Source organism: Pseudooceanicola sp., assembly GCF_029213205.1.
Lineage (GTDB): Bacteria > Pseudomonadota > Alphaproteobacteria > Rhodobacterales > Rhodobacteraceae > Pseudooceanicola.
On the sequence record NZ_JARGNH010000003.1, the window covers coordinates 160,353 to 181,411 of the forward strand.

At 62.8% G+C, this 21,059-nt stretch carries 23 protein-coding genes; 9 read left to right on the forward strand and 14 right to left on the reverse strand.

Going from position 1 to position 21,059, the window contains the following annotated elements:
- Positions 1 to 38: 38 nt before the first annotated feature.
- Positions 39 to 1,268 (forward strand): tryptophan synthase subunit beta, encoded by a 1,230-nt coding sequence (gene trpB, locus P1U48_RS04390; protein ID WP_301067610.1) that lies wholly within the window; start codon positions 39 to 41, stop codon positions 1,266 to 1,268.
- Positions 1,269 to 1,314: 46 nt separating this feature from the next.
- Here trpB and P1U48_RS04395 read toward each other — a convergent pair whose 3' ends face one another.
- Together P1U48_RS04395 and P1U48_RS04400 are read right to left on the reverse strand one after the other, a co-directional pair.
- Positions 1,315 to 1,695, reverse strand: a complete 381-nt coding sequence (locus P1U48_RS04395) for a DUF2237 domain-containing protein (protein WP_301067612.1) — start codon at positions 1,693 to 1,695, stop codon at positions 1,315 to 1,317.
- Between the two features lie 8 nt (positions 1,696 to 1,703).
- Entirely contained in the window at positions 1,704 to 2,246 is a 543-nt protein-coding gene (locus tag P1U48_RS04400) for a tetratricopeptide repeat protein (RefSeq protein WP_301067613.1), read from the reverse strand.
- 288 nt (positions 2,247 to 2,534) lie between these two features.
- Between P1U48_RS04400 and P1U48_RS04405 the strand changes: the two genes are divergently transcribed.
- The 3 genes from P1U48_RS04405 to P1U48_RS04415 all read left to right on the forward strand — a co-directional run bounded on the left by P1U48_RS04405 (position 2,535) and on the right by P1U48_RS04415 (position 5,894).
- Positions 2,535 to 3,707, forward strand: coding sequence for a type III PLP-dependent enzyme (locus P1U48_RS04405; RefSeq protein WP_301067614.1), 1,173 nt, complete (start codon positions 2,535 to 2,537; stop codon positions 3,705 to 3,707).
- A 156-nt stretch (positions 3,708 to 3,863) separates the two neighbouring features.
- Positions 3,864 to 4,475: a hypothetical protein gene (locus tag P1U48_RS04410; protein WP_301067616.1), complete on the forward strand. Its 612-nt coding sequence runs from the start codon at positions 3,864 to 3,866 to the stop codon at positions 4,473 to 4,475.
- A 135-nt stretch (positions 4,476 to 4,610) separates the two neighbouring features.
- Positions 4,611 to 5,894 (forward strand): FAD-dependent oxidoreductase, encoded by a 1,284-nt coding sequence (locus tag P1U48_RS04415; RefSeq protein ID WP_301067617.1) that lies wholly within the window; start codon positions 4,611 to 4,613, stop codon positions 5,892 to 5,894.
- A gap of 60 nt (positions 5,895 to 5,954) precedes the next feature.
- Here the strand turns inward: P1U48_RS04415 and yghU are convergent, their stop codons facing one another.
- Together yghU and P1U48_RS04425 are read right to left on the reverse strand one after the other, a co-directional pair.
- On the reverse strand, positions 5,955 to 6,818 hold the full coding sequence (gene yghU, locus P1U48_RS04420; protein WP_301067679.1) for a glutathione-dependent disulfide-bond oxidoreductase: 864 nt from the start codon (positions 6,816 to 6,818) through the stop codon (positions 5,955 to 5,957).
- A 138-nt stretch (positions 6,819 to 6,956) separates the two neighbouring features.
- Positions 6,957 to 7,211, reverse strand: a complete 255-nt coding sequence (locus tag P1U48_RS04425) for a hypothetical protein (protein ID WP_301067619.1) — start codon at positions 7,209 to 7,211, stop codon at positions 6,957 to 6,959.
- A gap of 43 nt (positions 7,212 to 7,254) precedes the next feature.
- On the opposite strand from P1U48_RS04425, the gene P1U48_RS04430 reads away from it, so the two are divergent.
- Positions 7,255 to 8,097, forward strand: coding sequence for a DUF1989 domain-containing protein (locus tag P1U48_RS04430; protein WP_301067621.1), 843 nt, complete (start codon positions 7,255 to 7,257; stop codon positions 8,095 to 8,097).
- A gap of 18 nt (positions 8,098 to 8,115) precedes the next feature.
- Here the strand turns inward: P1U48_RS04430 and deoD are convergent, their stop codons facing one another.
- The 7 genes from deoD to P1U48_RS04465 form a co-directional block, all read right to left on the reverse strand.
- Positions 8,116 to 8,820, reverse strand: coding sequence for a purine-nucleoside phosphorylase (gene deoD, locus P1U48_RS04435; protein ID WP_301067623.1), 705 nt, complete (start codon positions 8,818 to 8,820; stop codon positions 8,116 to 8,118).
- Between the two features lie 96 nt (positions 8,821 to 8,916).
- Positions 8,917 to 9,639 carry an SDR family oxidoreductase gene (locus P1U48_RS04440; protein WP_301067625.1) on the reverse strand — a complete coding sequence of 241 codons (723 nt, stop codon included), beginning with the start codon at positions 9,637 to 9,639 and terminating at the stop codon, positions 8,917 to 8,919.
- Entirely contained in the window at positions 9,636 to 11,186 is a 1,551-nt protein-coding gene (locus tag P1U48_RS04445) for an AAA family ATPase (protein WP_301067627.1), read from the reverse strand. Before P1U48_RS04445 ends, P1U48_RS04440 begins: the two co-directional genes overlap by 4 nt.
- Positions 11,187 to 11,227: 41 nt before the next feature.
- On the reverse strand, positions 11,228 to 11,950 hold the full coding sequence (locus P1U48_RS04450; protein ID WP_301067629.1) for a LuxR family transcriptional regulator: 723 nt from the start codon (positions 11,948 to 11,950) through the stop codon (positions 11,228 to 11,230).
- The gene (locus P1U48_RS04455) at positions 11,889 to 12,095 is read right to left on the reverse strand and encodes a hypothetical protein (RefSeq protein WP_301067630.1); all 207 of its coding nucleotides are present in this window, start codon (positions 12,093 to 12,095) and stop codon (positions 11,889 to 11,891) included. Before P1U48_RS04455 ends, P1U48_RS04450 begins: the two co-directional genes overlap by 62 nt.
- A gap of 224 nt (positions 12,096 to 12,319) precedes the next feature.
- Positions 12,320 to 13,606: a crotonyl-CoA carboxylase/reductase gene (gene ccrA, locus P1U48_RS04460; RefSeq protein ID WP_301067631.1), complete on the reverse strand. Its 1,287-nt coding sequence runs from the start codon at positions 13,604 to 13,606 to the stop codon at positions 12,320 to 12,322.
- 150 nt (positions 13,607 to 13,756) lie between these two features.
- Positions 13,757 to 14,170, reverse strand: a complete 414-nt coding sequence (locus tag P1U48_RS04465; RefSeq protein WP_301067632.1) for a hypothetical protein — start codon at positions 14,168 to 14,170, stop codon at positions 13,757 to 13,759.
- A 216-nt stretch (positions 14,171 to 14,386) separates the two neighbouring features.
- Between P1U48_RS04465 and P1U48_RS04470 the strand changes: the two genes are divergently transcribed.
- Together P1U48_RS04470 and P1U48_RS04475 are read left to right on the forward strand one after the other, a co-directional pair.
- On the forward strand, positions 14,387 to 16,354 hold the full coding sequence (locus tag P1U48_RS04470; RefSeq protein WP_301067633.1) for a protein meaA: 1,968 nt from the start codon (positions 14,387 to 14,389) through the stop codon (positions 16,352 to 16,354).
- A gap of 51 nt (positions 16,355 to 16,405) precedes the next feature.
- The gene (locus tag P1U48_RS04475; RefSeq protein WP_301067634.1) at positions 16,406 to 16,681 is read left to right on the forward strand and encodes an acylphosphatase; all 276 of its coding nucleotides are present in this window, start codon (positions 16,406 to 16,408) and stop codon (positions 16,679 to 16,681) included.
- 129 nt (positions 16,682 to 16,810) lie between these two features.
- On the opposite strand, the gene P1U48_RS04480 is transcribed toward P1U48_RS04475, so the two are convergent.
- Positions 16,811 to 17,686: a 3-hydroxybutyryl-CoA dehydrogenase gene (locus P1U48_RS04480; RefSeq protein WP_301067635.1), complete on the reverse strand. Its 876-nt coding sequence runs from the start codon at positions 17,684 to 17,686 to the stop codon at positions 16,811 to 16,813.
- Between the two features lie 145 nt (positions 17,687 to 17,831).
- Here P1U48_RS04480 and P1U48_RS04485 point away from each other — a divergent pair, with 145 nt between their 5' ends.
- Positions 17,832 to 18,695, forward strand: a complete 864-nt coding sequence (locus P1U48_RS04485; protein WP_301067637.1) for a DUF6473 family protein — start codon at positions 17,832 to 17,834, stop codon at positions 18,693 to 18,695.
- 68 nt (positions 18,696 to 18,763) lie between these two features.
- Here P1U48_RS04485 and P1U48_RS04490 read toward each other — a convergent pair whose 3' ends face one another.
- A complete protein-coding gene (locus tag P1U48_RS04490; RefSeq protein ID WP_301067639.1) occupies positions 18,764 to 19,690 on the reverse strand; it encodes an FAD-binding protein in 927 nt (308 codons plus the stop codon).
- Entirely contained in the window at positions 19,690 to 20,448 is a 759-nt protein-coding gene (locus P1U48_RS04495) for an electron transfer flavoprotein subunit beta/FixA family protein (protein ID WP_301067641.1), read from the reverse strand. Before P1U48_RS04495 ends, P1U48_RS04490 begins: the two co-directional genes overlap by 1 nt.
- 322 nt (positions 20,449 to 20,770) lie before the next feature.
- Here P1U48_RS04495 and P1U48_RS04500 point away from each other — a divergent pair, with 322 nt between their 5' ends.
- Positions 20,771 to 21,028 (forward strand): hypothetical protein, encoded by a 258-nt coding sequence (locus P1U48_RS04500; protein WP_301067643.1) that lies wholly within the window; start codon positions 20,771 to 20,773, stop codon positions 21,026 to 21,028.
- The last annotated feature ends 31 nt before the right edge of the window (positions 21,029 to 21,059 follow it).

Below are 21,059 nucleotides of genomic sequence, written 5' to 3' on the forward strand. Positions count from 1 at the left end.
CCGAGGTCTGTGTGGGTCGGCAAGAAAGGACAAGCGATATGAGCGATCTGTTCAACTCATTCATGAGCGGCCCCGATGAAAACGGGCGCTTTGGCCTGTTCGGCGGGCGGTTTGTCAGTGAAACCCTGATGCCGCTGATCCTTGAGCTGGATGCGCAATATCAATTCGCCAAGACCGACCCGACCTTCTGGGCCGAGATGGACGATCTGTGGAAACATTACGTCGGTCGCCCCAGCCCGCTTTATCACGCCGACCGGCTGAGCAAGCATCTGGGCGGCGCCAAGATCTATCTGAAACGCGACGAGTTGAACCACACCGGCGCGCACAAGATCAACAACGTGCTCGGACAGATCATTCTGGCGCGGCGGATGGGCAAGACCCGGATCATTGCCGAGACCGGCGCCGGGCAGCACGGGGTGGCAACGGCGACGGTCTGCGCCAAGTTCGGGCTGAAATGCGTGGTCTATATGGGCGCCCATGATGTCGAACGTCAGGCGCCCAATGTCTTTCGCATGCGTCTGCTGGGGGCCGAGGTGGTGCCGGTGACCAGCGGCCGGGGCACCCTGAAGGACGCAATGAACGACGCGCTGCGCGACTGGGTGACCAATGTGCGCGATACCTTCTATTGCATCGGCACGGTGGCCGGCCCGCATCCCTATCCGGCGATGGTCCGCGACTTTCAGTCGATCATCGGCAAGGAAGTGCGCTGGCAATTGGCCGAGCAGGAGGGCGAGGGCCGTCTGCCCGACACGCTGATCGCGGCCATCGGTGGCGGCTCGAATGCGATGGGGTTGTTTTACGAATTCCTCGACGACAAGGACGTCGGGATCATCGGGGTCGAGGCCGGGGGCAAGGGCGTCGACGACAGGATGGAGCATTGCGCGTCTCTGACCGGGGGGCGTCCGGGTGTGCTGCATGGCAATCGGACCTACCTGCTTCAGGATGACGATGGTCAGATCCTTGAGGGGTCTTCGATTTCGGCAGGGCTCGATTACCCCGGCATCGGGCCGGAGCATGCCTGGCTGCACGATACCGGGCGGGCGGAATATGTAGCGATCACCGACGCCGAGGCGCTGGAGGCGTTTCAGCTGTCATGTTCTACCGAAGGGATCATCCCGGCGCTGGAACCCAGTCACGCGCTGGCCCATGTGATGAAGATCGCACCGAAGCTGCCGCCTGAGCATATCATCGTGATGAACATGTGCGGGCGCGGCGACAAGGACATCTTTGCCGTGGCCAAACACCTGGGGTTTGACATCCGCACTTGATCCCGGCGCACGTGATCCCGGCGCCTGTGCGGGCGCCTGGAGCGGCTCAGCCTGTCTCAGGACTGCATTGTTCCTGCAGCACCGCCAGCGGCACGATCTCCAGCGCCTGGGCGTGGGTGGCGTGCAGCGACACCAGCGGCGCGCAGCCCTCGTCATGGGCCTGCAGGAAGCGGCTGGCGCAGAGGCACCAGCGATCCCCCGGCTTCAGCCCGGCAAAGCCGAATTCGGGCCGCGGGGTGGACAGGTCATTGCCGACATATTTCGAATAGGCGAGGAATTCCGCCGTCATCACCGCACAGACCGTATGGCTGCCGGCATCCTCGGCGCAGGTGTTGCAATGGCTGTCGCGAAAGAACCCGGTGACCGGGTCGGCGGAGCAGGGCCGCAGAGCCCCGCCCAGAACATTCACTGAGGGTGCTTTGTTCATCACCACGATCAGTAATCCGTCGGCAGGCCGCGCAGCGCCTGATCGAGCGCGGCATAGGCCCAGCTGTCCCCACCGCCGCGTACCTCGATCTCGCGCAATTGCGCCAGCGCGCCGGTCAGATCGCCCTGGGCGATCAACCCCTGGCCCATGTAGGAGCGCGCCAGCACATAATCGGGATCGGCGGCGATGGCCTGTTGGTAGAACACCATCGCGACGTCGAGGTTGCCCAGCTTGCGATTGACGAAACCGCGATAGTTCAGAATGCGCGGGTCGCTCTGATCCTCGGCCGCGTCCAGCACCATCATCGCGCTCTGATAGCGTTCGCCATAGGCCAGTTCGCGCGCCGCCAGGTAGCGCATGTCGTCATTCAGCAGCGAGGCATCGGCTTTGACACATTTCTTGGTGGCCTTGTCATAGACCATCCCGTCTTCACATTTGGTGGTGGTCTCGGTCGGCTTTGGCGGGTCCGAACTTTCGCCGCCTGCGGCCAGGCCGACGCTGGCAAAGCCGAGCGACAGGATCGCGGCAGGGAAGAGGCGGGCAAGGCGCATCAGAGGTCCTTTCAGGGGCGAATTTCAACCCAAGCCTAACACGGTCAGGGAGACCTGGCGTTCACGGCGTCGTGACAGGAAAATCGCGGCGCTGGCGGCGGCGGAAAAAATTTTGAATGCGGGCAAAAATTCCTCTTGATCCGACTCACGTTTGGCCCGATATGCGCTCTCAAGACGCCAACGCACGCGCCTCTGGCGAGAGGGGTTCACCCCTGCGGTTACGTAGCGACGGTAACGTCTCCCTTGGAACTGAGCGGTCATATATGGCCGAGTCTATTGGAGATGACCATGAACGCCTACGTAGCCGAATTTTCGGCGCGCGCCGCTGTTGCACGCGCCGCTCGCATCGAAGACTTCATCAACACCCACGAATTTGATCGCCCCACCTTGGTGCTCGACGTTGATCGCGTCGAAGATCAGTATCACATGCTGGAGGCTGGTCTCGGCGATGCGCGCATCCATTACGCGGTGAAAGCCAACCCGCAGCGCGAGATTGTCGAGCGTCTGGTCGACCTCGGCTCGGGCTTTGATGCCGCCTCGCGCGCCGAGATCGAGCTTTGCCTGTCGCTGGGCGCCCGCCCCGATCACATTTCCTTTGGTAACACGGTCAAGAAACCCCGCGACATCGAATTCGCGTTTCACGCCGGGGTCACGCTGTTCGCGGCAGATGCCGAAGAAGAGCTGGCAAAGATCGCCGAATTCGCACCTGGGTCCGAGGTCTACATCCGCCTGATCGTCGATGCCTCTGAGGCCGATTGGCCGCTCAGCCGCAAATTCGGCGTGTCGCGGGGCAAGGCGGTGTTGCTGCTGGATATGGCTCGCGATCTGGGGCTGAAGCCGGTCGGCTTTTCGTTCCATGTCGGCAGCCAGACCAAACGCGCCACCATGTGGACCACCACCCTGGATCAGGTCGCCGCCATCTGGAATGCCGCCAAGGCCGCCGGTCACGACCTTACCCTGCTGAATATCGGCGGTGGTTTCCCGGCCTATTACGGCGAAGAAATCGACGGCCCGACCCCCTATGCCCGCAAGGTCATGGAGTTGGTCACCGCGCGGTTCGGCAAGGTTGCCCGTGTCATGGCCGAGCCGGGCCGTGGTCTGGTTGCCGAAGCGGGCATGATCGCCGCTGAAGTGCTGCTGGTGTCGCGCAAATCCGACGATGACCTGCACCGCTGGGTCTATCTGGACATTGGCAAGTTCTCGGGTCTGGCCGAAACCATGGACGAGGCGATCCGCTATCAATTCGTCACTGAGCGCGATCATGAAACGATGGCGCCCTGCATTCTGGCCGGCCCGTCCTGTGACAGCGCCGATGTGCTCTATGAAAAGCGCCCGGTGGAACTGCCTGTCGGTCTGAAATGCGGCGACCGGATCCTGATCCGCAACTGCGGCGCCTATACATCGACCTATGCCTCGATCGGTTTTAACGGCTTTCCGCCGCTGGATGTCGTGGTGATCTGACCGGCATCGCGCCGCGCGCTCCCCTCGGGTGCGCGGCGCGGGTGCTGAACATGTGCGTCACGCAAGTGTGACCCCTGTCACGGGCAAGAGCCGTCGATTTCATTTACATTCCAAAAGCCGCATGCGACGATTGGCGATCAGCCGAGGAGGGCGCAGATGGCGAATACCCTATTTCACAGGTCCCGGACCCGGATCATCGGCACTGTGGCGGTCGGGGTCGCGATTGGCGGTCTGGCGCTCTTTGGTCCCGGCGCGATGGCGCAGATGGCGGGCCATGGCGGCGGCATGGGCATGCACCGCCATGGCGCGGATGGCACCGGCCATGACGAAGCCATGATGCCGGGCCTGCGTGGTCTGGACGCCACGCCGGAAGAAAGCGCCGACCTGGCGACCATGTTCCGCAATTTCCCCGACATCACCCGTGAGGTGACGAACCTGCCGGACGGCATTCGCACCATCACCTATTCCGCCGACGAGGCGCTGATGAATACGGTGGTCACCCATGTCGTCGGAATGATCGACCGGGTTGACGAGGGTCGCGATCCGCAAATCTTTATTCAAAGCCCGACGCTCGATATCCTGTTTGAACGCCGTGACCGGATCACCACCGAAATCGATGTGACCGATCTGGGCATCGTGGTGGTGCAGACCTCGGACGACCCCGATGTCGTCGCCGCGCTGCAAAAGCATGCCGGCGAAGTCTCGGACATGGCCAATCGCGGCATGGCGGCGGTGCATGACATGATGATGGCGCGCCCCGGGAACTGATCCGCCGTTTCGCCGGGATGAAACCTGAATTGACCTGCATCATTTCGCACCCGCCCGCATGACCCTAGGTTAATCCATCTTTTACGCGCCAATTTATGGCGGCGCTGCATTGCGATTATTCAAAGGAGGTTATCTATGGCACATGTTGTGGTACTGGGCGCCGGACTTGGCGGCGTCATCATGGCTTACGAGTTGCGGGATCATCTGGGCCCGAAACACCAGATCACCACGATCAACCAGGGGTCGGTCTATTCCTTTGTCCCCTCCAACCCCTGGGTGGCGGTCGGCTGGCGTGACCGCGAGGATATCGAGGTCGACCTGACCACGGTCATGGCCAAGCGCGATATCGCCCTGCGGCCCGAAGGTGCCAAGCGCCTGCATGCGGACGAGAACCGGATCGAGCTGAACAATGGCGACAGTGTCGACTATGATTATCTGGTCATTGCCACTGGCCCGGAACTCGCCTTTGACGAGATCGAGGGGCTGGGGCCCGAGGCGCATACCCAATCGGTCTGCCAGATCGACCATGCGCTGAAGGCCAAGGACGCCTTTGACCAGCTGCTGGCCAAACCCGGCCCGGTGATTGTCGGGGCGGTGCAGGGGGCGAGCTGCTTTGGCCCGGCCTATGAATTTGCCTTTATCCTGGAAACCGCCCTGCGCCGCGCCAAGAAGCGCGATCAGATGCCGATCACCTTTGTCACCTCGGAACCCTATATCGGGCATTTGGGCCTGGATGGGGTGGGCGACACCAAGGGGCTCCTGGAAAGCGCGATGCGCGAGCGACATATCAAATGGATCACCAACGCCCGGGTGAAATCGGTCGAAGACGGCACCATGCATGTCGAGGAGGTCGGTGAGGATGGCGAGGTCGCCAAGACCCATGATCTGCCGTTCAGCTATTCGATGATGCTGCCGGCATTTCGCGGCGTCGAGGCGGTGCGCGATATCGAAGGGCTGACCAACCCGCGCGGCTTTGTCCTGATCGACAAGTATCAGCGCAATCCGAAATACGGCAATATCTTTGGCATCGGTGTTGGCGTTGCGATCCCGCCCACCGGCAAGACTCCGGTGCCGATCGGGGTGCCCAAGACCGGGTTCATGATCGAAAGCATGGTGACCGCGACCGCCGTCAACATCGCCGCGCTGGTCGAGGGCAAGGACCCGCATGAGGTGGCAACCTGGAACGCCGTCTGTCTGGCGGATTTCGGTGACACCGGCATCGCCTTTGTCGCGCAGCCGCAGATCCCGCCGCGCAATGTCAATTGGTCGTCCTCGGGCAAATGGGTGCATTATGCCAAGGTCGGGTTCGAGAAATACTTTCTGCGCAAGATCCGCCTCGGCAAATCCGAACCGTTCTATGAGCGCCTGGCGTTTCAGGCGCTGGGTATCGACAAGCTTAAGGAAACCCATTCAGAGTGAGGACAAGGCCCGCCGACATCTGCGCGGCGGGCCTTTCACATCGCTCGAAGTCGTGGGTGTTCAGCCTTCCAACTTGTCCTGGGTGCGCAGGTCGAAATCGCTGGCGTCATGACGTTCGTGCAGTTGCTGGCTGAGCTCGCCGCTGGTGCGGTTGACGATCCGCCCGCGTTTGACGGCGGGGCGTTCGGCGATCATGTCGGTCCAGCGGATCACATTGGTATAGCTTTCAGCGTCGATGAACTTGCCCGCGTCATAGGCGATGCCCTTGACCAGTGATCCATACCAGGGCCAGACCGCCATATCGGCAATCGAATAGTCGCTTCCGGCGAAATATTCATTGTCGGCCAGGTGCCGGTCGAGCACGTCGAGCTGGCGCTTGACCTCCATGGTGAAGCGATCAATCGGATATTGCCATTTTTCCGGCGCATAGGCGTAGAAATGCCCGAAGCCGCCACCGAGATAGGGGGCCGATCCCTGCAGCCAGAACAGCCAGTTCAGCGCCTCGACCCGGGCCCGGCCCTTGGGCAGGAAGGCGTCGAATTTTTCCGACAGATGCAGCAGGATCGCGCCGGATTCAAACACCCGGACCGGGGCGCCATCGGAATGATCCATCAGCGCCGGGATTTTCGAATTCGGATTGGCATCGACAAAGCCGCTGCCGAATTGATCACCCTCATGGATGCGGATCAGCCAGGCGTCATATTCGGCACCCGAATGCCCGGCAGCCAGCAGCTCTTCGAACATGATGGTGACTTTTTGCCCGTTCGGGGTGCCGAGGGAATAGAGCTGGAACGGGTGTTTGCCGATCGGCAGTGGCTTGTCATGGGTCGGCCCGGCGACAGGGCGGTTGATATTGGCAAAGCGGCCACCGCTTTGCTGTTCCCAGGTCCAGACTTCGGGGGGCGTGTAGCTGTCTTGCGGCATCGTGGTTCCTGTCATTATGGGGGGCGAGGGACGGTCCAGTTCGGGGCCGGACTAGACACTGATTGCGCCGCCGCCTCAACCCCGCCGAAACCGGTCACCTATTTGTGACGTCGCAGCCTGGCCCGCGCTGCTGCGCGACTAGGCAATGTGAAATCCCCGGAGTTCGCGAAACAGCGGCATGGTGTAAAATGCGGTGACATAATCGCCCAGGCTGATCTGACCCGGCGCCAGGGTGGTGAAGCAATCGGTATAGCTGTCCGCTTGGTGGCGCAGATGTTGCAGCAGCGCGTCGCCGGGCAGCGGGCAGGGTGGCCATCTGGTCTCTCCGATTTCGGGTGCAGGCGCAGGATACCCGCGTTCGTACCTTGGCCAGCCCGCATGGCGAAATCTCATGGCGGGGTTTGCGCCGCGCGGTCAAAGCGACCATGCTGCGCGGATGAAGCCACCTGATGACGCCAAGGCCCGCCGCGCAATCGCGCCGGTGATCTGCTATCCGACCGAGGCGCTGCCGCAGCCCGATCTGGCGCTCTACCGCGCCGCGCGGGCCGGGGCGCGCAAGGTCGGCGCGGTGGTGGTGCCGCCGCGCGACGCGGCCATGTTCAAGGTGGCCGCCGGACAATTCTTTCGCATCAGCTGCAAGGCGGGGCCGCAGGTCGGCGATCTGAACCTCTGGCAGGCGGAGAATCACGACGAGGCGTTCTATTCCGGCAAGACCCGGGCGTTGCATGGCACCCATCTGGGGCTGGGCGATCGGATGTGGTCCCGCTTTCCCTATCTGCGGCCGATGGCGACGATCATTGCCGATACGCTCGACTGGTATGGCCAGGATGACTATGGCGGCCGGGTGCATGATGTGATCGGCACCCGCTGCGATCCCTATACCCATCACCTGCTGAGCGGGCAGGATTATCACCATTGCTGCCATTCCAACCTGACCCGCGCCCTGGCCGCTGAGACCGGCCAGCCCATCGCCGAGGCCGCGGCCTTGGTGCATGACGTGCTGAACGTGTTCATGTGCACCGGGTTTGACCGGGGAACGGGGCGCTATTTCATGAAAGCCTCGCCGGTGCGGCGCGGCGATTACATTGAATTCTTTGCTGAAATCGACCTGATCGGCGGGTTGTCGGCCTGCCCCGGTGGCGATTGTTCGACCGAGCATTCCAGCGATAGAGCCGCCTGTTACCCGCTTCTGGTCGAGGTGTTTGCGCCCGATCCGGGCGCGCTGGCTGGTTGGCAAAGCCCGGCCGTCAACGGGTATTCAGGCAGTCATGGGGCCTAGGCCGAGGCCGCGATCAAGTCAGAGAAACGCCGTTTCCAGCGCGATCTCGACCATGTCGCCAAAGCTTTTCTCGCGCGCGTCCGAGGGCAGCGATTCGCCGGTCAGCAGATGGTCGGACACCGTCAATATCGCCAGTGCCTGCACCCCGTAGCGGGCGGCGAGGGTGTAAAGCTCACCTGCCTCCATCTCGACCGCCAGAATGCCGTGCCGGGTCATCTGTTCGGTCAGGTCGGGGCGTTCGTCATAGAACACGTCCGAGGAATAGATCGGCCCGGTGTGCACCGTCACGGCCTTGTCCTGGGCCCGGTGCCAGGCCTGGTGGGTGAGGCGAAAATCAGCGGTCGGGGCAAAATTCAGCTCGCGGAAAATGCCGCGCGACGGGGTCGACACCGTCGTCGCACTCAACCCCAGGACAATATCGCGGAGCTTGACCCGCTCTTGCATCGCCCCACAGGACCCGATGCGGATCAGGGTCTTGGCGCCGTAATCGCGGATCAGCTCGTTCACATAGATCGACAGCGACGGCATCCCCATGCCGGTGCCCTGAATGGTGACCCGGTGGCCGTTCCAACTGCCGGTAAAGCCCAACATGCCGCGCACCTGGTTCACGCATTCGACATCTTTGAGAAAGGTCTCGGCCGCCCATTTGGCGCGGTAGGGGTCGCCCGGCAGCAGCACGGTTTCAGCGATCTGGCCGGGTTCGGCGCCGATATGGATGGACATGGACAGGCTCCGCCTTGGGTGGATTTCAGGCGAACTATTCCTGTGGACGTGCTGAATTGCAAATGGTGGTTTGCGCGGCGGGGCCGGGCGTCAGGGTCAGCCGCGGCCGATATAGGGCATGTTGGTGGCCATGATCGTCATGAATTGCACGTTGGCCTCGGGGGGCAGATCGGCCATGTTCTGCACCGCGCTTGCCGCGTGGCGCACGTCCATCGTCTGCGGCATCTCCCCGGCGCGCCCCGATTTGATCGCCTCGTCCAGCAGCGGGGTGCGGGCATTGCCGATGTCGATCTGCCCGCAGGCGATGCCAAAGCCACGGCCATCCAGCGACAGGGTCCGGGTCAACCCGGTCACCGCGTGTTTGGTGGTGGTATAAGCCACTGACTTTTCCCGTGGCACATGCGCCGAGATCGAGCCGTTGTTGACGATCCGCCCGCCCTGCGGTGCCTGGGCCCGCATTCGGGCAAAGGCGGCGCGGGCACAGAGGAACATGCCGGTGACGTTCAGGTCGACAATCTTGCGGAACTCGTCCGGGCTCAGTTCATCAATCAGCGCCGCGCGTCCAAAGGCCCCGGCATTGTTGAACAAAACGTCGATCCGCCCGGCCCAGTCGATGAATTGGTCGAACGCCGCCTCAACCGCGCTTTCGTCGGTCACATCGGCGGGCAGGCAGAGCGCGTTGGCATGGCCCCCGGCGACGGCGGCGAGCGCGTCGGCGCGGCGCGCCAGCAGGCCGACCCGCCAGCCCTGGGCCAGGAACAATTCGGCGCAGCTGGCACCAATGCCCGATGACGCACCAGTGATCAGGATGGTTCTCATGTCGTTTCCTCGTCTTCGGCAATCAGCGACAGCGGCGCCGGCGCCACCCGCAGATCATCGACCCTGAGCGGCCCGGTCGGTTTCGACAGCCGGTTGCGCACCACCCAGTACAGCCGCTCTTCGGCCCGGGTGATTGCCACATAGGCCAGCCGTTTCCACAGCGGTTGCCCGGCCTCGCTGCGCCCGGCGCGGGCGGCGGCATAGAGGTCGGGGGCAAAGACCTGCACCGATTCCCACTGACTGCCCTGCGCCTTGTGGATGGTCACCGCCGCGCCATGCAGAAACGCCGCGCCCATGCGGGCGGCAAAGGGGATGAACGGCTCTTCCTCACCGGGTTTTTCGATCTTGACGATGGAGGCGGCCGAGACCTGTGGATTCTCGGCGCCGATCACATGCAGGCGTGAAAATCCGGGCTTTGATCCGGGGCCGAGATAGATCACCTGCGCCCCCTTGATCAGCCCGCGCGCCTCAAGATCGAGGCGTTTCTTGCGGTGTTTCAGCGGCAGCTCGATCCCGTCGCAAATCAGCGGCTCGCCCGCAAGCAGGGCATCCTCGGGCGCGTGATGGACATTGCGAAAGGCGTTGATCAGCCGGATCCGGGTGACATTGCGCCAGACCAGAACCGGTGAGCGCGCCATCAGATCGACCTCGACCCGCTGCGCCCAGACCACCCGGTCGTCGCGTTGGGCAATGTCCTGCACCATCTGTTCGAAGTCCTCGAAATCAATGGCGGGATCGGCCAGCGCATGCGCCAGATCGAGGATCGGATTGTCGGCGTCTTGCCGGTGCACCCGGTCCAGATGCATCACCGTCTCGGCGGGCAGATCGTCAAACACCATCTTGCCGGATTGGTTCACCGGGGCGAGCTGCGCCGGGTCGCCAAATACCAGCAGGGTTGGGAAAATCTCTTGCAGATCGGCAAATTGGCGCTCGTCCAGCATCGAGGCTTCGTCGACCAGCCCCAGATCCAGAGGATCGTCGCGGCGTTTCCAGCCGGTGATGAAATCCGACCCGCGCAGCCCGGCGGCGGCCAGTGCCCCGGGGATCGAATTGTTGGATTGATAGAAGGTATAGGCGCGGTCCAGCGCGGTCTGTGACAGCCCGTCGACCACCGGCCGCTCGCCCTCTCCGGCCAGCCATTCGGCGATCCGTTCATATTCGGGGTCATAGACCGGGGTGTAGAGGATTCGGTGGATGGTGGTGGCAGGCACCCCGCGCAGCCGCAATACCGAGGCCGCCTTGTTGGTCGGCGCCAGAATCGCCAGCGTCCGCTTGTCGGGGCGCTTTTTGGGTTCGTAATCGCCGCTGACAATCGCCACCCCGGCGGCACGACAGGCGCGCACGATTTCCGCCAGCAGCAGGGTCTTGCCCGATCCCGCCTTGCCGGTCACCGCCAGCACCCGTCCCTTGCCAGCCCCGGCGGGGCGGGTGCTGGCCGAGTCGATATCGACGCCAGCAGCGCGCAGCGCTTCGGCGATGCGGTCATGCGCATCGGCCTGGTCATGGCTGAGGGTGAGCGGGCCGGGCGGCGCGGAGGGACCATTCATCGGCCCAGACTAACGCCCCGCGACAGGGCGCGCCAGCATGCTCAGACCACAACAGTGCCGTCAGCCACCGCGCGGGCCACAGCATGGATGGTGGAAGTGGCGCCGAGCTTGACCCGGGCCGAGCGCAGGTGGTCGCGCAACGTGTGTTCCGAGATGTTGAGCCGTTGCGCCGCCTTGGCCCGGCTGAGGCCGCGGGCGATCAATGAAATCACATCGATTTCACGCGGCGTCAGGGCGCGCGGCTGATTGTGTTCGGCCGCTGTCAGACGCCTTGCCTGCATATGGAAGTCGCGGGCGATGAGTTCGATATCGGGGCGCCGATCAGCGACGAAAATCGCCCAGGCGTTGTCGTCACATTCCATATGGGCCGACAAGATCGCGAATTCGCCATGCGGGCCATGGATCGGCACCGACAGCGCTTGCGGGGACAGGCCATGGGCGCTCGATTGCGCCAGAAATTCACGGGCCATGTGGTCGTTCAAATACAGGGATTTCCAATTCCGCGTCTCGAATTCATGGATCAGGCTGCGGGCGATCGGATTGCTCCGATCCTGGCCGGTCGACAGATACCAATCGATCCAGGCCTGGCTGTAGGTCTGGACGCTCACCGGTTTGCCGGGGGCGTTGAACCAACGGTACGACAAATCATCCAGGCCAAGATGGTCACGGGCCAAGAGCACTGCAGATTGCAATGCTGCGAAACTATCCGCGTTCGAAATTGCGCATCTTAGGGCGCTGATTGGCGATATCCGCAACACCTTCATTTTCGCCTCGATCCTCTGCTCGCGGCGTCTGGCTTGACGCAGCCTGTGCCGCCGCCTCAATATGGGCGGCCACATCGGCGAGCCCATGCTCGACCGCATAGCGTCGGACGTCTGACAATACGTCGATGATCCATTTGTGTTTCATGACCGCTACCATCCGAAAGTCTTAATGGAAGTTATTAACAGGCCGTTAATAGCGTAGGCGTCAATACATGTTTCAGGGGAAATGAAGTTTTATCAACACCCTCTTTTCGGGGGGTGCTGACATGTTCAAGTGCCTGCGATGATAGGATTTAACCAAAAAGTAACGCCCCCGATATCATTTAATTGATTCGGGGGCGTTGAATTTTCTCTAGTCGGAATTAGGGGCTATTTGCCCGCTTCGACAACATCCTCGACCGTGCGCAGGCCGGTGCGTGGCGATTGCACCAGAACCGCCATATTGCCGGGCTTGTGTTGATTGCGCAGCATTTTCAGATGCGCCGCCGGGATTTCATCCCAGGGGAACACTTCGGACATGCAGGGATCAATCCGGCGTTCCAGCATCAGCTTGTTGGCCGCCGCCGCCTGTTTCAGATGGGCGAAATGCGAGCCCTGAATGCGCTTCTGGTTCATCCAGACATAGCGGGCGTCCATCGTCAGATTGTAGCCGGTGGTGCCGGCACAGATCACCACCATGCCGCCCTTTTTGCAGACAAAGGTCGAAACCGGGAACGTCGCCTCGCCGGGATGTTCAAAGACCATGTCGACGTTCACGCCCTTGCCGGTGATGTCCCAGATCGCCTTGCCGAATTTGCGGACTTCGCCAAACCAGGTTTTGTATTCCTCACTGTTGACGACAGGGAGCTGCCCCCAACAGTTGAAATCCTTGCGGTTGATCACACCCTTGGCGCCCAGATCCATGACGAATTCGCGTTTGTCTTCGTCCGAGATCACGCCGATGGCATTGCCGCCCGCCGCATTGATCAGCTGGATCGCAAAGGATCCCAGACCACCGGAAGCGCCCCAGACCAGAACGTTTTGGCCAGGTTTCAGCTCATGCGGGTGATGGCCGAACAGCATCCGATAAGCGGTGGCCAGGGTCAGCGTGTAGCAGCCGGATTCTTCCCAGGTCAGGTGCTTCGGACGCGGCATCAGCTGCTGCGCCTGGACATTGGTAAATTGCGCGAATGAGCCGTCGGGGGTCTCATAGCCCCAGATCCGCTGGCTGGGCGAGAACATCGGGTCGCCGCCGTTGCATTCCTCGTCGTCGCCATCGTCCTGGTTGCAGTGGATCACCACCTCGTCGCCGACTTTCCAGCGCTTGACCTTGTCGCCAACCGCCCAGACCACGCCTGCGGCATCCGATCCGGCGATATGATACTCGGCCTTGTGCACGTCAAACGGGCTGATCGGAATGCCGAGCCCGGCCCAGACGCCGTTGTAATTGACCCCGGCGGCCATCACCATCACCAGCACTTCGTGGCTGTCCAGCACCGGGGTGTCGACCACCTCGACCTTAAAACTCTTGTCAGGTTCGCCATGCCGGTCGCGGCGGATCGTCCAAGCATACATTTGCTTGGGCACATGGCCCATCGGGGGCATTTCGCCGACTTCGTAAAGGTCTTTCTTGGGGGCGTCATACGCCGCGATGCCCGGTTCGTTATCGAGCGCCATTGCAAGCCTCCTGCGTGGTTTATGCCGCGATGCAGAATCGCGAGGGGATGCCGCACCGAATATCGACCGATGCGCAACAATGCAATGCCAACCGCGTCAAAATTGTAATTTTATGACCGAGCAGGTGCAGAAAGTGGCGTGTCTGATGATCTAGTGAAAGGCCAGGACCGCTCCGAGGATGATCAGCAAGAGCAGCGCGATATTGCTCCGTCCCAAGAGGCGGGCCCGTGCCGCCGCCGCCGCATCGCCTGCGGCACCGGCGCGGGCTGCCCGGGTTGCCACGACAATCGACAGGACCAGCAGGGCGACCAGCAACAGCTTGCCCCAGAACCAGGCCGATTTGTCCCAGAGATCACCGAGACCGGCCAGCGCCGCCCCGGAAAAGATCAACAATCCAATCGCCGCCCGACCGGTTTTCTGAATCACCGGCACCAGCGGCAGGATCGTCGTGCGCTGATCGACCGGCGTGCGCGCGATCTGCAACGCCAGCAGCGGACTGCCAAAAGTTGCGGCACCGCCCAGTGCCAGGGCGGCAAAATGCACAAACAGCATCAGGTCATACATGGATTTGTCCCATCCGGCCCGGTTTGGGCCTATCCTCACTGTCGCACCGGTGGCACGACTCGGGCAAGGGCTGGATTGCGCCGCAGCGCAGCACGTTGACATTGCCATAATCTGTCCGATATCTAGGCTTGCACGAAAGAATATTACCGACGCCTTGCCGTCGATGACATGCCGCCGATAACAAGATGCCACCGATATGATGACGGAGCGACTGCCATGACCGATACCAAAAAGGACAAGCCCTGGCTGTTCCGCACCTATTCCGGCCATTCGACCGCAGCGGCGTCCAATGAACTTTACCGCACCAACCTGAAGCGCGGCCAGACCGGGCTGTCGGTGGCTTTCGATCTGCCGACCCAGACCGGCTATGACAGCGATCATGTGCTGGCGCGCGGTGAGGTCGGCAAGGTCGGTGTGCCGATTGGCCATCTCGGTGACATGCGCCAGCTGTTCGATCAGATCCCGCTGGCCGAGATGAACACCTCGATGACCATCAACGCCACCGCGCCCTGGCTGCTGGCGCTCTATATTGCCGTGGCCGAAGAGCAGGGCGCGGAGCCTGCGCAATTGCAAGGCACGGTGCAGAACGATCTGATCAAGGAATATCTGTCGCGCGGCACCTATATCTGCCCGCCGGCGCCCAGCCTCAAGATGATCGCGGATGTGGCCGAATATTGCTATCTTGAGGTGCCGAAATGGAACCCGATGAACGTCTGTTCCTACCACCTGCAAGAGGCGGGTGCGACGCCGGAACAGGAACTGGCCTATGCGCTGGCCACGGGCATCGCGGTGCTGGATGAATTGCGGCCCCGGGTCCCGGCCAAGGATTTCCCGACCGTGGTCGGGCGGATTTCCTTCTTTGTGAACGCGGGCATCCGTTTTGTCACCGAGATGTGCAAGATGCGTGCCTTTGTCGATCTCTGGGATGAGATCTGTGCCGAACGCTATGGCGTCGAGGATCCGAAATTCCGCCGCTTCCGCTATGGGGTGCAGGTGAACAGCCTCGGCCTGACCGAGCAGCAGCCGGAAAACAACGTCTATCGCATCCTGCTGGAAATGCTGGCGGTGACGCTGTCCAAGAAGGCCCGGGCGCGGGCGGTGCAATTGCCCGCCTGGAACGAGGCGTTGGGTCTGCCGCGGCCTTGGGACCAGCAATGGTCGCTGAGGATGCAGCAGATCATGGCCTATGAGACCGACCTCCTGGAATATGACGACCTCTTTGACGGCAACCCGGCGGTGGACCGCAAGGTGGCAGAGTTGAAGGCGGCGGCGCGGGCCGAGCTCAACAATCTCGACGCGATGGGGGGGGCGGTCTCGGCGATTGATTACATGAAGTCGCGGCTGGTTGAATCCAACGCCGAACGGGTGAACCGGATCGAGACCGAAGAGACCGTGGTGGTCGGGGTGAACCGCTGGACCGAGGCCGAAACCTCGCCCTTGCTGGGATCAGACGGCGGCATCATGACCGTCGATCCGGCGGTCGAGGCGGATCAGGTTGCCCGGCTGAACGCCTGGCGTGCGGCGCGCGATCCGGCGGCGGTCGAATCGGCGCTGGCGGCGCTGCGGGCGGCGGCGGCGGCGGGCGACAATGTCATGCCAGCCTCGATCGCAGCGGCCAAAGCCGGGGTGACCACCGGCGAATGGGCCGCGCAGATGCGCAGCGTGCATGGCGAATATCGCGGCCCGACCGGCGTTGCGGCGGGCATGTCGAACAAGACCGAAGGGCTGGAAGAGATCCGCGATGCGGTGGATCTGGTCAGTGATCGGCTGGGTCGGCGGCTGAAATTCGTGATCGGCAAGCCGGGGTTGGATGGTCATTCCAACGGCGCCGAGCAGATCGCCTTTCGTGCCCGCGATTGCGGCATGGATATCGACTATGCCGGTATTCGCCTGACCCCGGAAGAGATCGTCGCCAAGGCGAAATCCGAAGCCGCGCATGTGGTCGGGCTGTCGATCCTGTCCGGCAGCCATATGCCGCTGGTCGAGGATGTGCTGGTGCGGATGCGTGCCGCCGGGCTGGGCCATATTCCGGTGATCGTCGGTGGCATCATCCCGGAGGCGGATGCGGCGCAGATGTTGTCGCAGGGGGTGGCCAAGGTCTATACGCCGAAAGATTTCGTGCTGAATGCGATCATGATGGATGTGGTGGCGCTGGCCGATCCGACGGCGGTGGCCGCCGAATAGGGGCGAGTCTGAATCGGGCGCAGTCTGTTGGCGGCGCGGTCTGGAGGACAGATGCCGAGAGAATGCCGCAGGGTTCGGGTGACAGGCCGGGTGCAGGGCGTGGCGTTTCGCGCCTGGAGCCGGGGTCAGGCCAGAAAGCTGGGGCTGAGCGGCTGGGTGCGCAACGACGGCGACGGGTCGGTGTCGGCGCTGATCTGCGGCGACAGAGCGGCGCTCGAGGCGATGATCACCGCCTTCTGGCAGGGGCCGGGGGCCGCCGAGGTGCGCGATGTGCAGGTCGTCGCGGCGGCGCGTGCCGAGATCACCGGGTTTGAAATTCTGCGGTGATGGCGCCGGGTTTTCCCGGCGCCCAAGGGCCCGCCAATCCGGCCATTGAGGCCGGATCAGCGGGGGCCTCCGGCGGGAATATTTAAGGCAAGATGAAGCGCAGGGCGTTCTTGGTGCTCGGCGCTGTGATCAACGGGTCGGCACCGGGCTGTCGCCACGGTAGTCGTAAAAGCCACGGTCGGTCTTGCGGCCCAGCCAACCGGCTTCGACATATTTGGTGAGCAGCGGGCAGGGCCGGTACTTGGTGTCTGCCAGACCGTCATGCAGCACGTTCATGATCGCCAGGCAGGTGTCGAGCCCGATGAAATCGGCCAGTTCCAGTGGCCCCATCGGGTGATTGGCGCCGAGTTTCAGCGCCTGGTCGATGGAGCGGACATTGCCGACACCCTCATAGAGCGTATAGACCGCCTCGTTGATCATCGGCATCAGGATGCGGTTGACGATGAAGGCCGGGAAATCCTCGGCCGAGGCGGCGGTCTTGCCGATCCGTTCAACGATGCCGAGGCAGGTGGCGAAGGTCGCCTCATCGGTCTGGATGCCGCGGATCAGTTCGACCAGCTGCATCACCGGCACCGGGTTCATGAAATGAAAGCCCATGAAGCGTTCGGGCCGGTCGGTGCGGCTGGCCAGCCGGGTGATCGAGATCGACGAGGTGTTCGAGGTCAGGATGGTGTGGTCCTGCAGATGCGGCACCAGCTCGGCAAAGATCGCGTCCTTGATGGTTTCGCGCTCGGTTGCCGCTTCGATCACCAGGTCGGTCTGGCCGAGGTCGGTCAGGGTCAGGGTGGTGCCGATCCGCGCCATCGTCGCAGGGCTGTCGGCCTCGGAGATCAACCCGCGGCTGACCTGCCGGTCGAGGTTGCGCTTGATCAGCGCCATGGCGCTGTCCAGCGCATCCTGGTTCAGGTCAGTGAGCAGAACCTCATAGCCCGCCAGGGCCATCACATGGGCAATGCCATTGCCCATTTGTCCGGCCCCGATCACGCCAATGCGCCCGATGTCCATGTTGCGGCTCTCCCCGTTTCTATGTCGGGCAAGCATACGCGGGGGCGGGGGCGGGCCACAAGGGCGGCAGGCCGCGCGGGTTAGGCGGGCGTTAGCAATTTTGCGCAACAACAGGCGCGGGTGAGGCGATTTGGCGGTGGGGTCGATGACCTACGAGATGCGGCGCGACGAGGCGCTCGATTACTTTTCATATTGCTATGACGGATCGAAAAGCCGGTTTCGCGGGCCGCGCCGGCGGATCGAGGGCAATTACATTGCTTTCCTTGGCGGCACCGACACCTTTGGACGGTTCATTCCGCGGCCGTTCCCGGCGCTTGTCGAGGATCGGATCGGGGTGCCCTGCGTGAATTTCGGTCGGGTCAATTCCGGGGCCGATTCCTATCTGCAGGACGAGGTTGTGCTGGCGGCGATACGCCAGGCCCTGATCACCGTGCTGCAGGTGCCGGGGGCGCAGAATTTCAACAATCGCTATTATTCGGTGCATCCGCGCCGCAATGACCGGTTCCTCAAGGCGACGCCGTTGCTGCGCCAGACCTATCCGGATCTGGATCTGGCCGAGGTGAATTTCACCCGGCATCTGCTGCGCCTGCTGGCGTCGGGCGGCGGCGAGCGCTTTGCGCAGCTGGTGGTGGAACTGCAGCGCGCCTGGGTGGCGCGGATGTCCGAGCTGATCCGTCAGATCGACGGCCCGGTGCTGTTGCTCTGGCTGGCGGATCATCCGCCCTGTGATCCGCGCAGCGCGAGCGGGGGCAGTGCGAGCGGGGGGACACCGGATGCTTGGCGCGATCCGCTCTTCGTCACCGCGCCGATGGTGCAGGCGCTGACGCCACAACCGGCGGCAAATGTTCAGGTGGTGGTCAGCCCGGCGGCGTTGGCGGCGGGCGGCGCGGGCATGGTGTTTGGCGAGGCCGAGGCGGCAGTGGCGGCGGGGTTGTTGGGTCCGGCGGCGCATGTCGAGACGGCGGATGCCCTGGCGCCAATGTTGCGGGCGATGTTGGCCCCGGCCTAGCGCGAAAACGCGAACGGGCCCGACAGAGCGGGCCCGTTCATCAGATCAAGTGACCGGGATCAGCCGGATCAGAGCTTTTCAACCAGCTCCGGCACCGCGTCGAACAGATCGGCAACCAGACCGTAGTCGGCAACCTGGAAGATCGGCGCCTCTTCGTCCTTGTTGATCGCGACGATGACCTTGGAATCCTTCATCCCCGCGAGGTGCTGGATCGCGCCGGAAATGCCGACGGCGACATAAAGGTCCGGTGCCACGACCTTGCCGGTCTGACCAACCTGCCAATCGTTCGGGGCATAGCCCGAATCGACCGCCGCACGCGAGGCGCCGACGGCGGCGCCCAGCTTGTCAGCCAGTTTTTCGATCAGGTTGAAGTTCTCTTCGGACCCGACGCCACGGCCGCCGGACACGACGATCCCGGCCGAGGTGAGCTCGGGGCGGTCAGAGGCCGCGACCTTGTCTTCGAGCCATTCCGACAGGCCCGGATCGCCAGCGGTTGCGGTGGCTTCGACTGCGGCCGATCCACCGGTGCCCGCGACATCAAAGGTCGAGGTGCGGAAGGTGATGACCTTGGTCGCGTCCTTGGATTTCACCGTCTGGATCGCATTGCCCGCATAGACCGGACGTTCGAAGGTGTCGGCATCGATCACCGCGGTCACGTCGGTCAGGATCATCACGTCAAGCAGCGCGGCAACGCGCGGCAGGATGTTCTTGGCGTCGGTGGTGGCGGGGGCGGCGATGTGGCTGTAGTCACCGGCCAGCGACACGATCAGCGCCGCGACGGGTTCGGCCAGGCGATGACCATAGAGCGCGTCTTCGGCGACCAGCACCTTGGACACACCGGCAATCGTCGCCGCCTCTTTGGCGGCATCGGCAGCCGAGGCCCCGGCACAGAGCAAGGTGACATCGCCCAGGGCTTTGGCGCCGGTCACAGCCTTGGCGGTGGCGTCCATCGCCAGCGCGCCATCATTCACTTCGGCAAGCAGAAGAACGGCCATTACACGATCCCCTTCTCTTTGAGTTTGGCAATCAGCGTGTCCACGTCAGGCACCATTTCACCGGCTTTGCGGGTTTCCGGTTCGGTCGTCTTGACGATTTCCAAACGCGGGCTGACATCGACGCCATAATCGGCCGCGGTCTTTTCATCCAGCGGCTTTTTCTTGGCCTTCATGATGTTGGGCAGCGAGGCGTAGCGCGGTTCGTTCAGCCGCAGGTCTGCGGTGATGATCGCGGGCAGCTTGACCTTGATGGTCTGCAGGCCGCCGTCGACTTCACGCGTTACGGAGGCGGTGTCGCCTTCGACATTCAGGTCGTTGGCGAATGTCGCCTGCGCCCAGCCGGTCAGCGCCGCCAGCATCTGGCCGGTGGCGTTCATGTCGTTGTCGATCGCCTGTTTCCCGGCAATGACCAGGCCCGGCGCTTCTTCGTCGATCACGGCCTTGAGGATTTTCGCAACCGCGAGCGGTTCGATATCCTGATGCACGTCATCGGCGGCAACAACCAGGATCGCGCGGTCCGCGCCCATGGCCAAGGCCGTGCGCAGGGTTTCCTGCGCCTGTTTCACGCCGATCGAGACGACGATGATCTCTTCGGCCTTTCCGGCCTCTTTCAGGCGGATCGCCTCTTCGACGGCGATTTCGTCGAATGGGTTCATCGACATCTTGACGTTGGCGAGATCGACACCGCTGCCGTCCGATTTGACACGGACCTTCACGTTATAGTCGATCACACGTTTGACAGGCACAAGCACCTTCATTGACGCGGTCTCCTTTGCTTCGACCCCGGCGCGGATTCGCGGTATCGGGGCCATCTCTCGCGTGTTGATATAGTCTCGAAACCCGACAGGACAGTGCAAAAACGCTCTAAAATTCCATGCGAACGCGGCGAATTGTCCGATCAGCGGGCTTAAATTCCACAATACGGAATGACTGGTGTGCCATTCAGTCGGTTCAACTGCGCCATCGGGCCAAACAAGTCCATCGGCCTGCGGCTGTTTTCACATTTTGGGCGAATTTGTCCAATAGGCTTGACGCCAGTCAAGGCCACAGCGCGCCACCAGTCAGAAAAGGGATCAGGATATGCCAATCAATTCGCGCAATTTTTCCCGCTTCGGGATTGCCGCTCTCGCGGTGCTGGCGCTGGCCTTCGGCATCGCGGCGCTGCTGCGGTCCGGGCCGGAGGTGCGCGTCGTCAGCCAGACCGGTATCGACACCGGCGGTGATGGCTTTGTTCAGATGCAGCGCTCGATCAGCGGTGGGGCGGGCGGGCCCATGCGTGACAGCCTCATCTGCGTTATCGAGAACGGCAATCAGCGCTGTACCCGCAGTTTCGACTGACAGCGCCAGCGGGTGACGCCCGAGCAGCCGG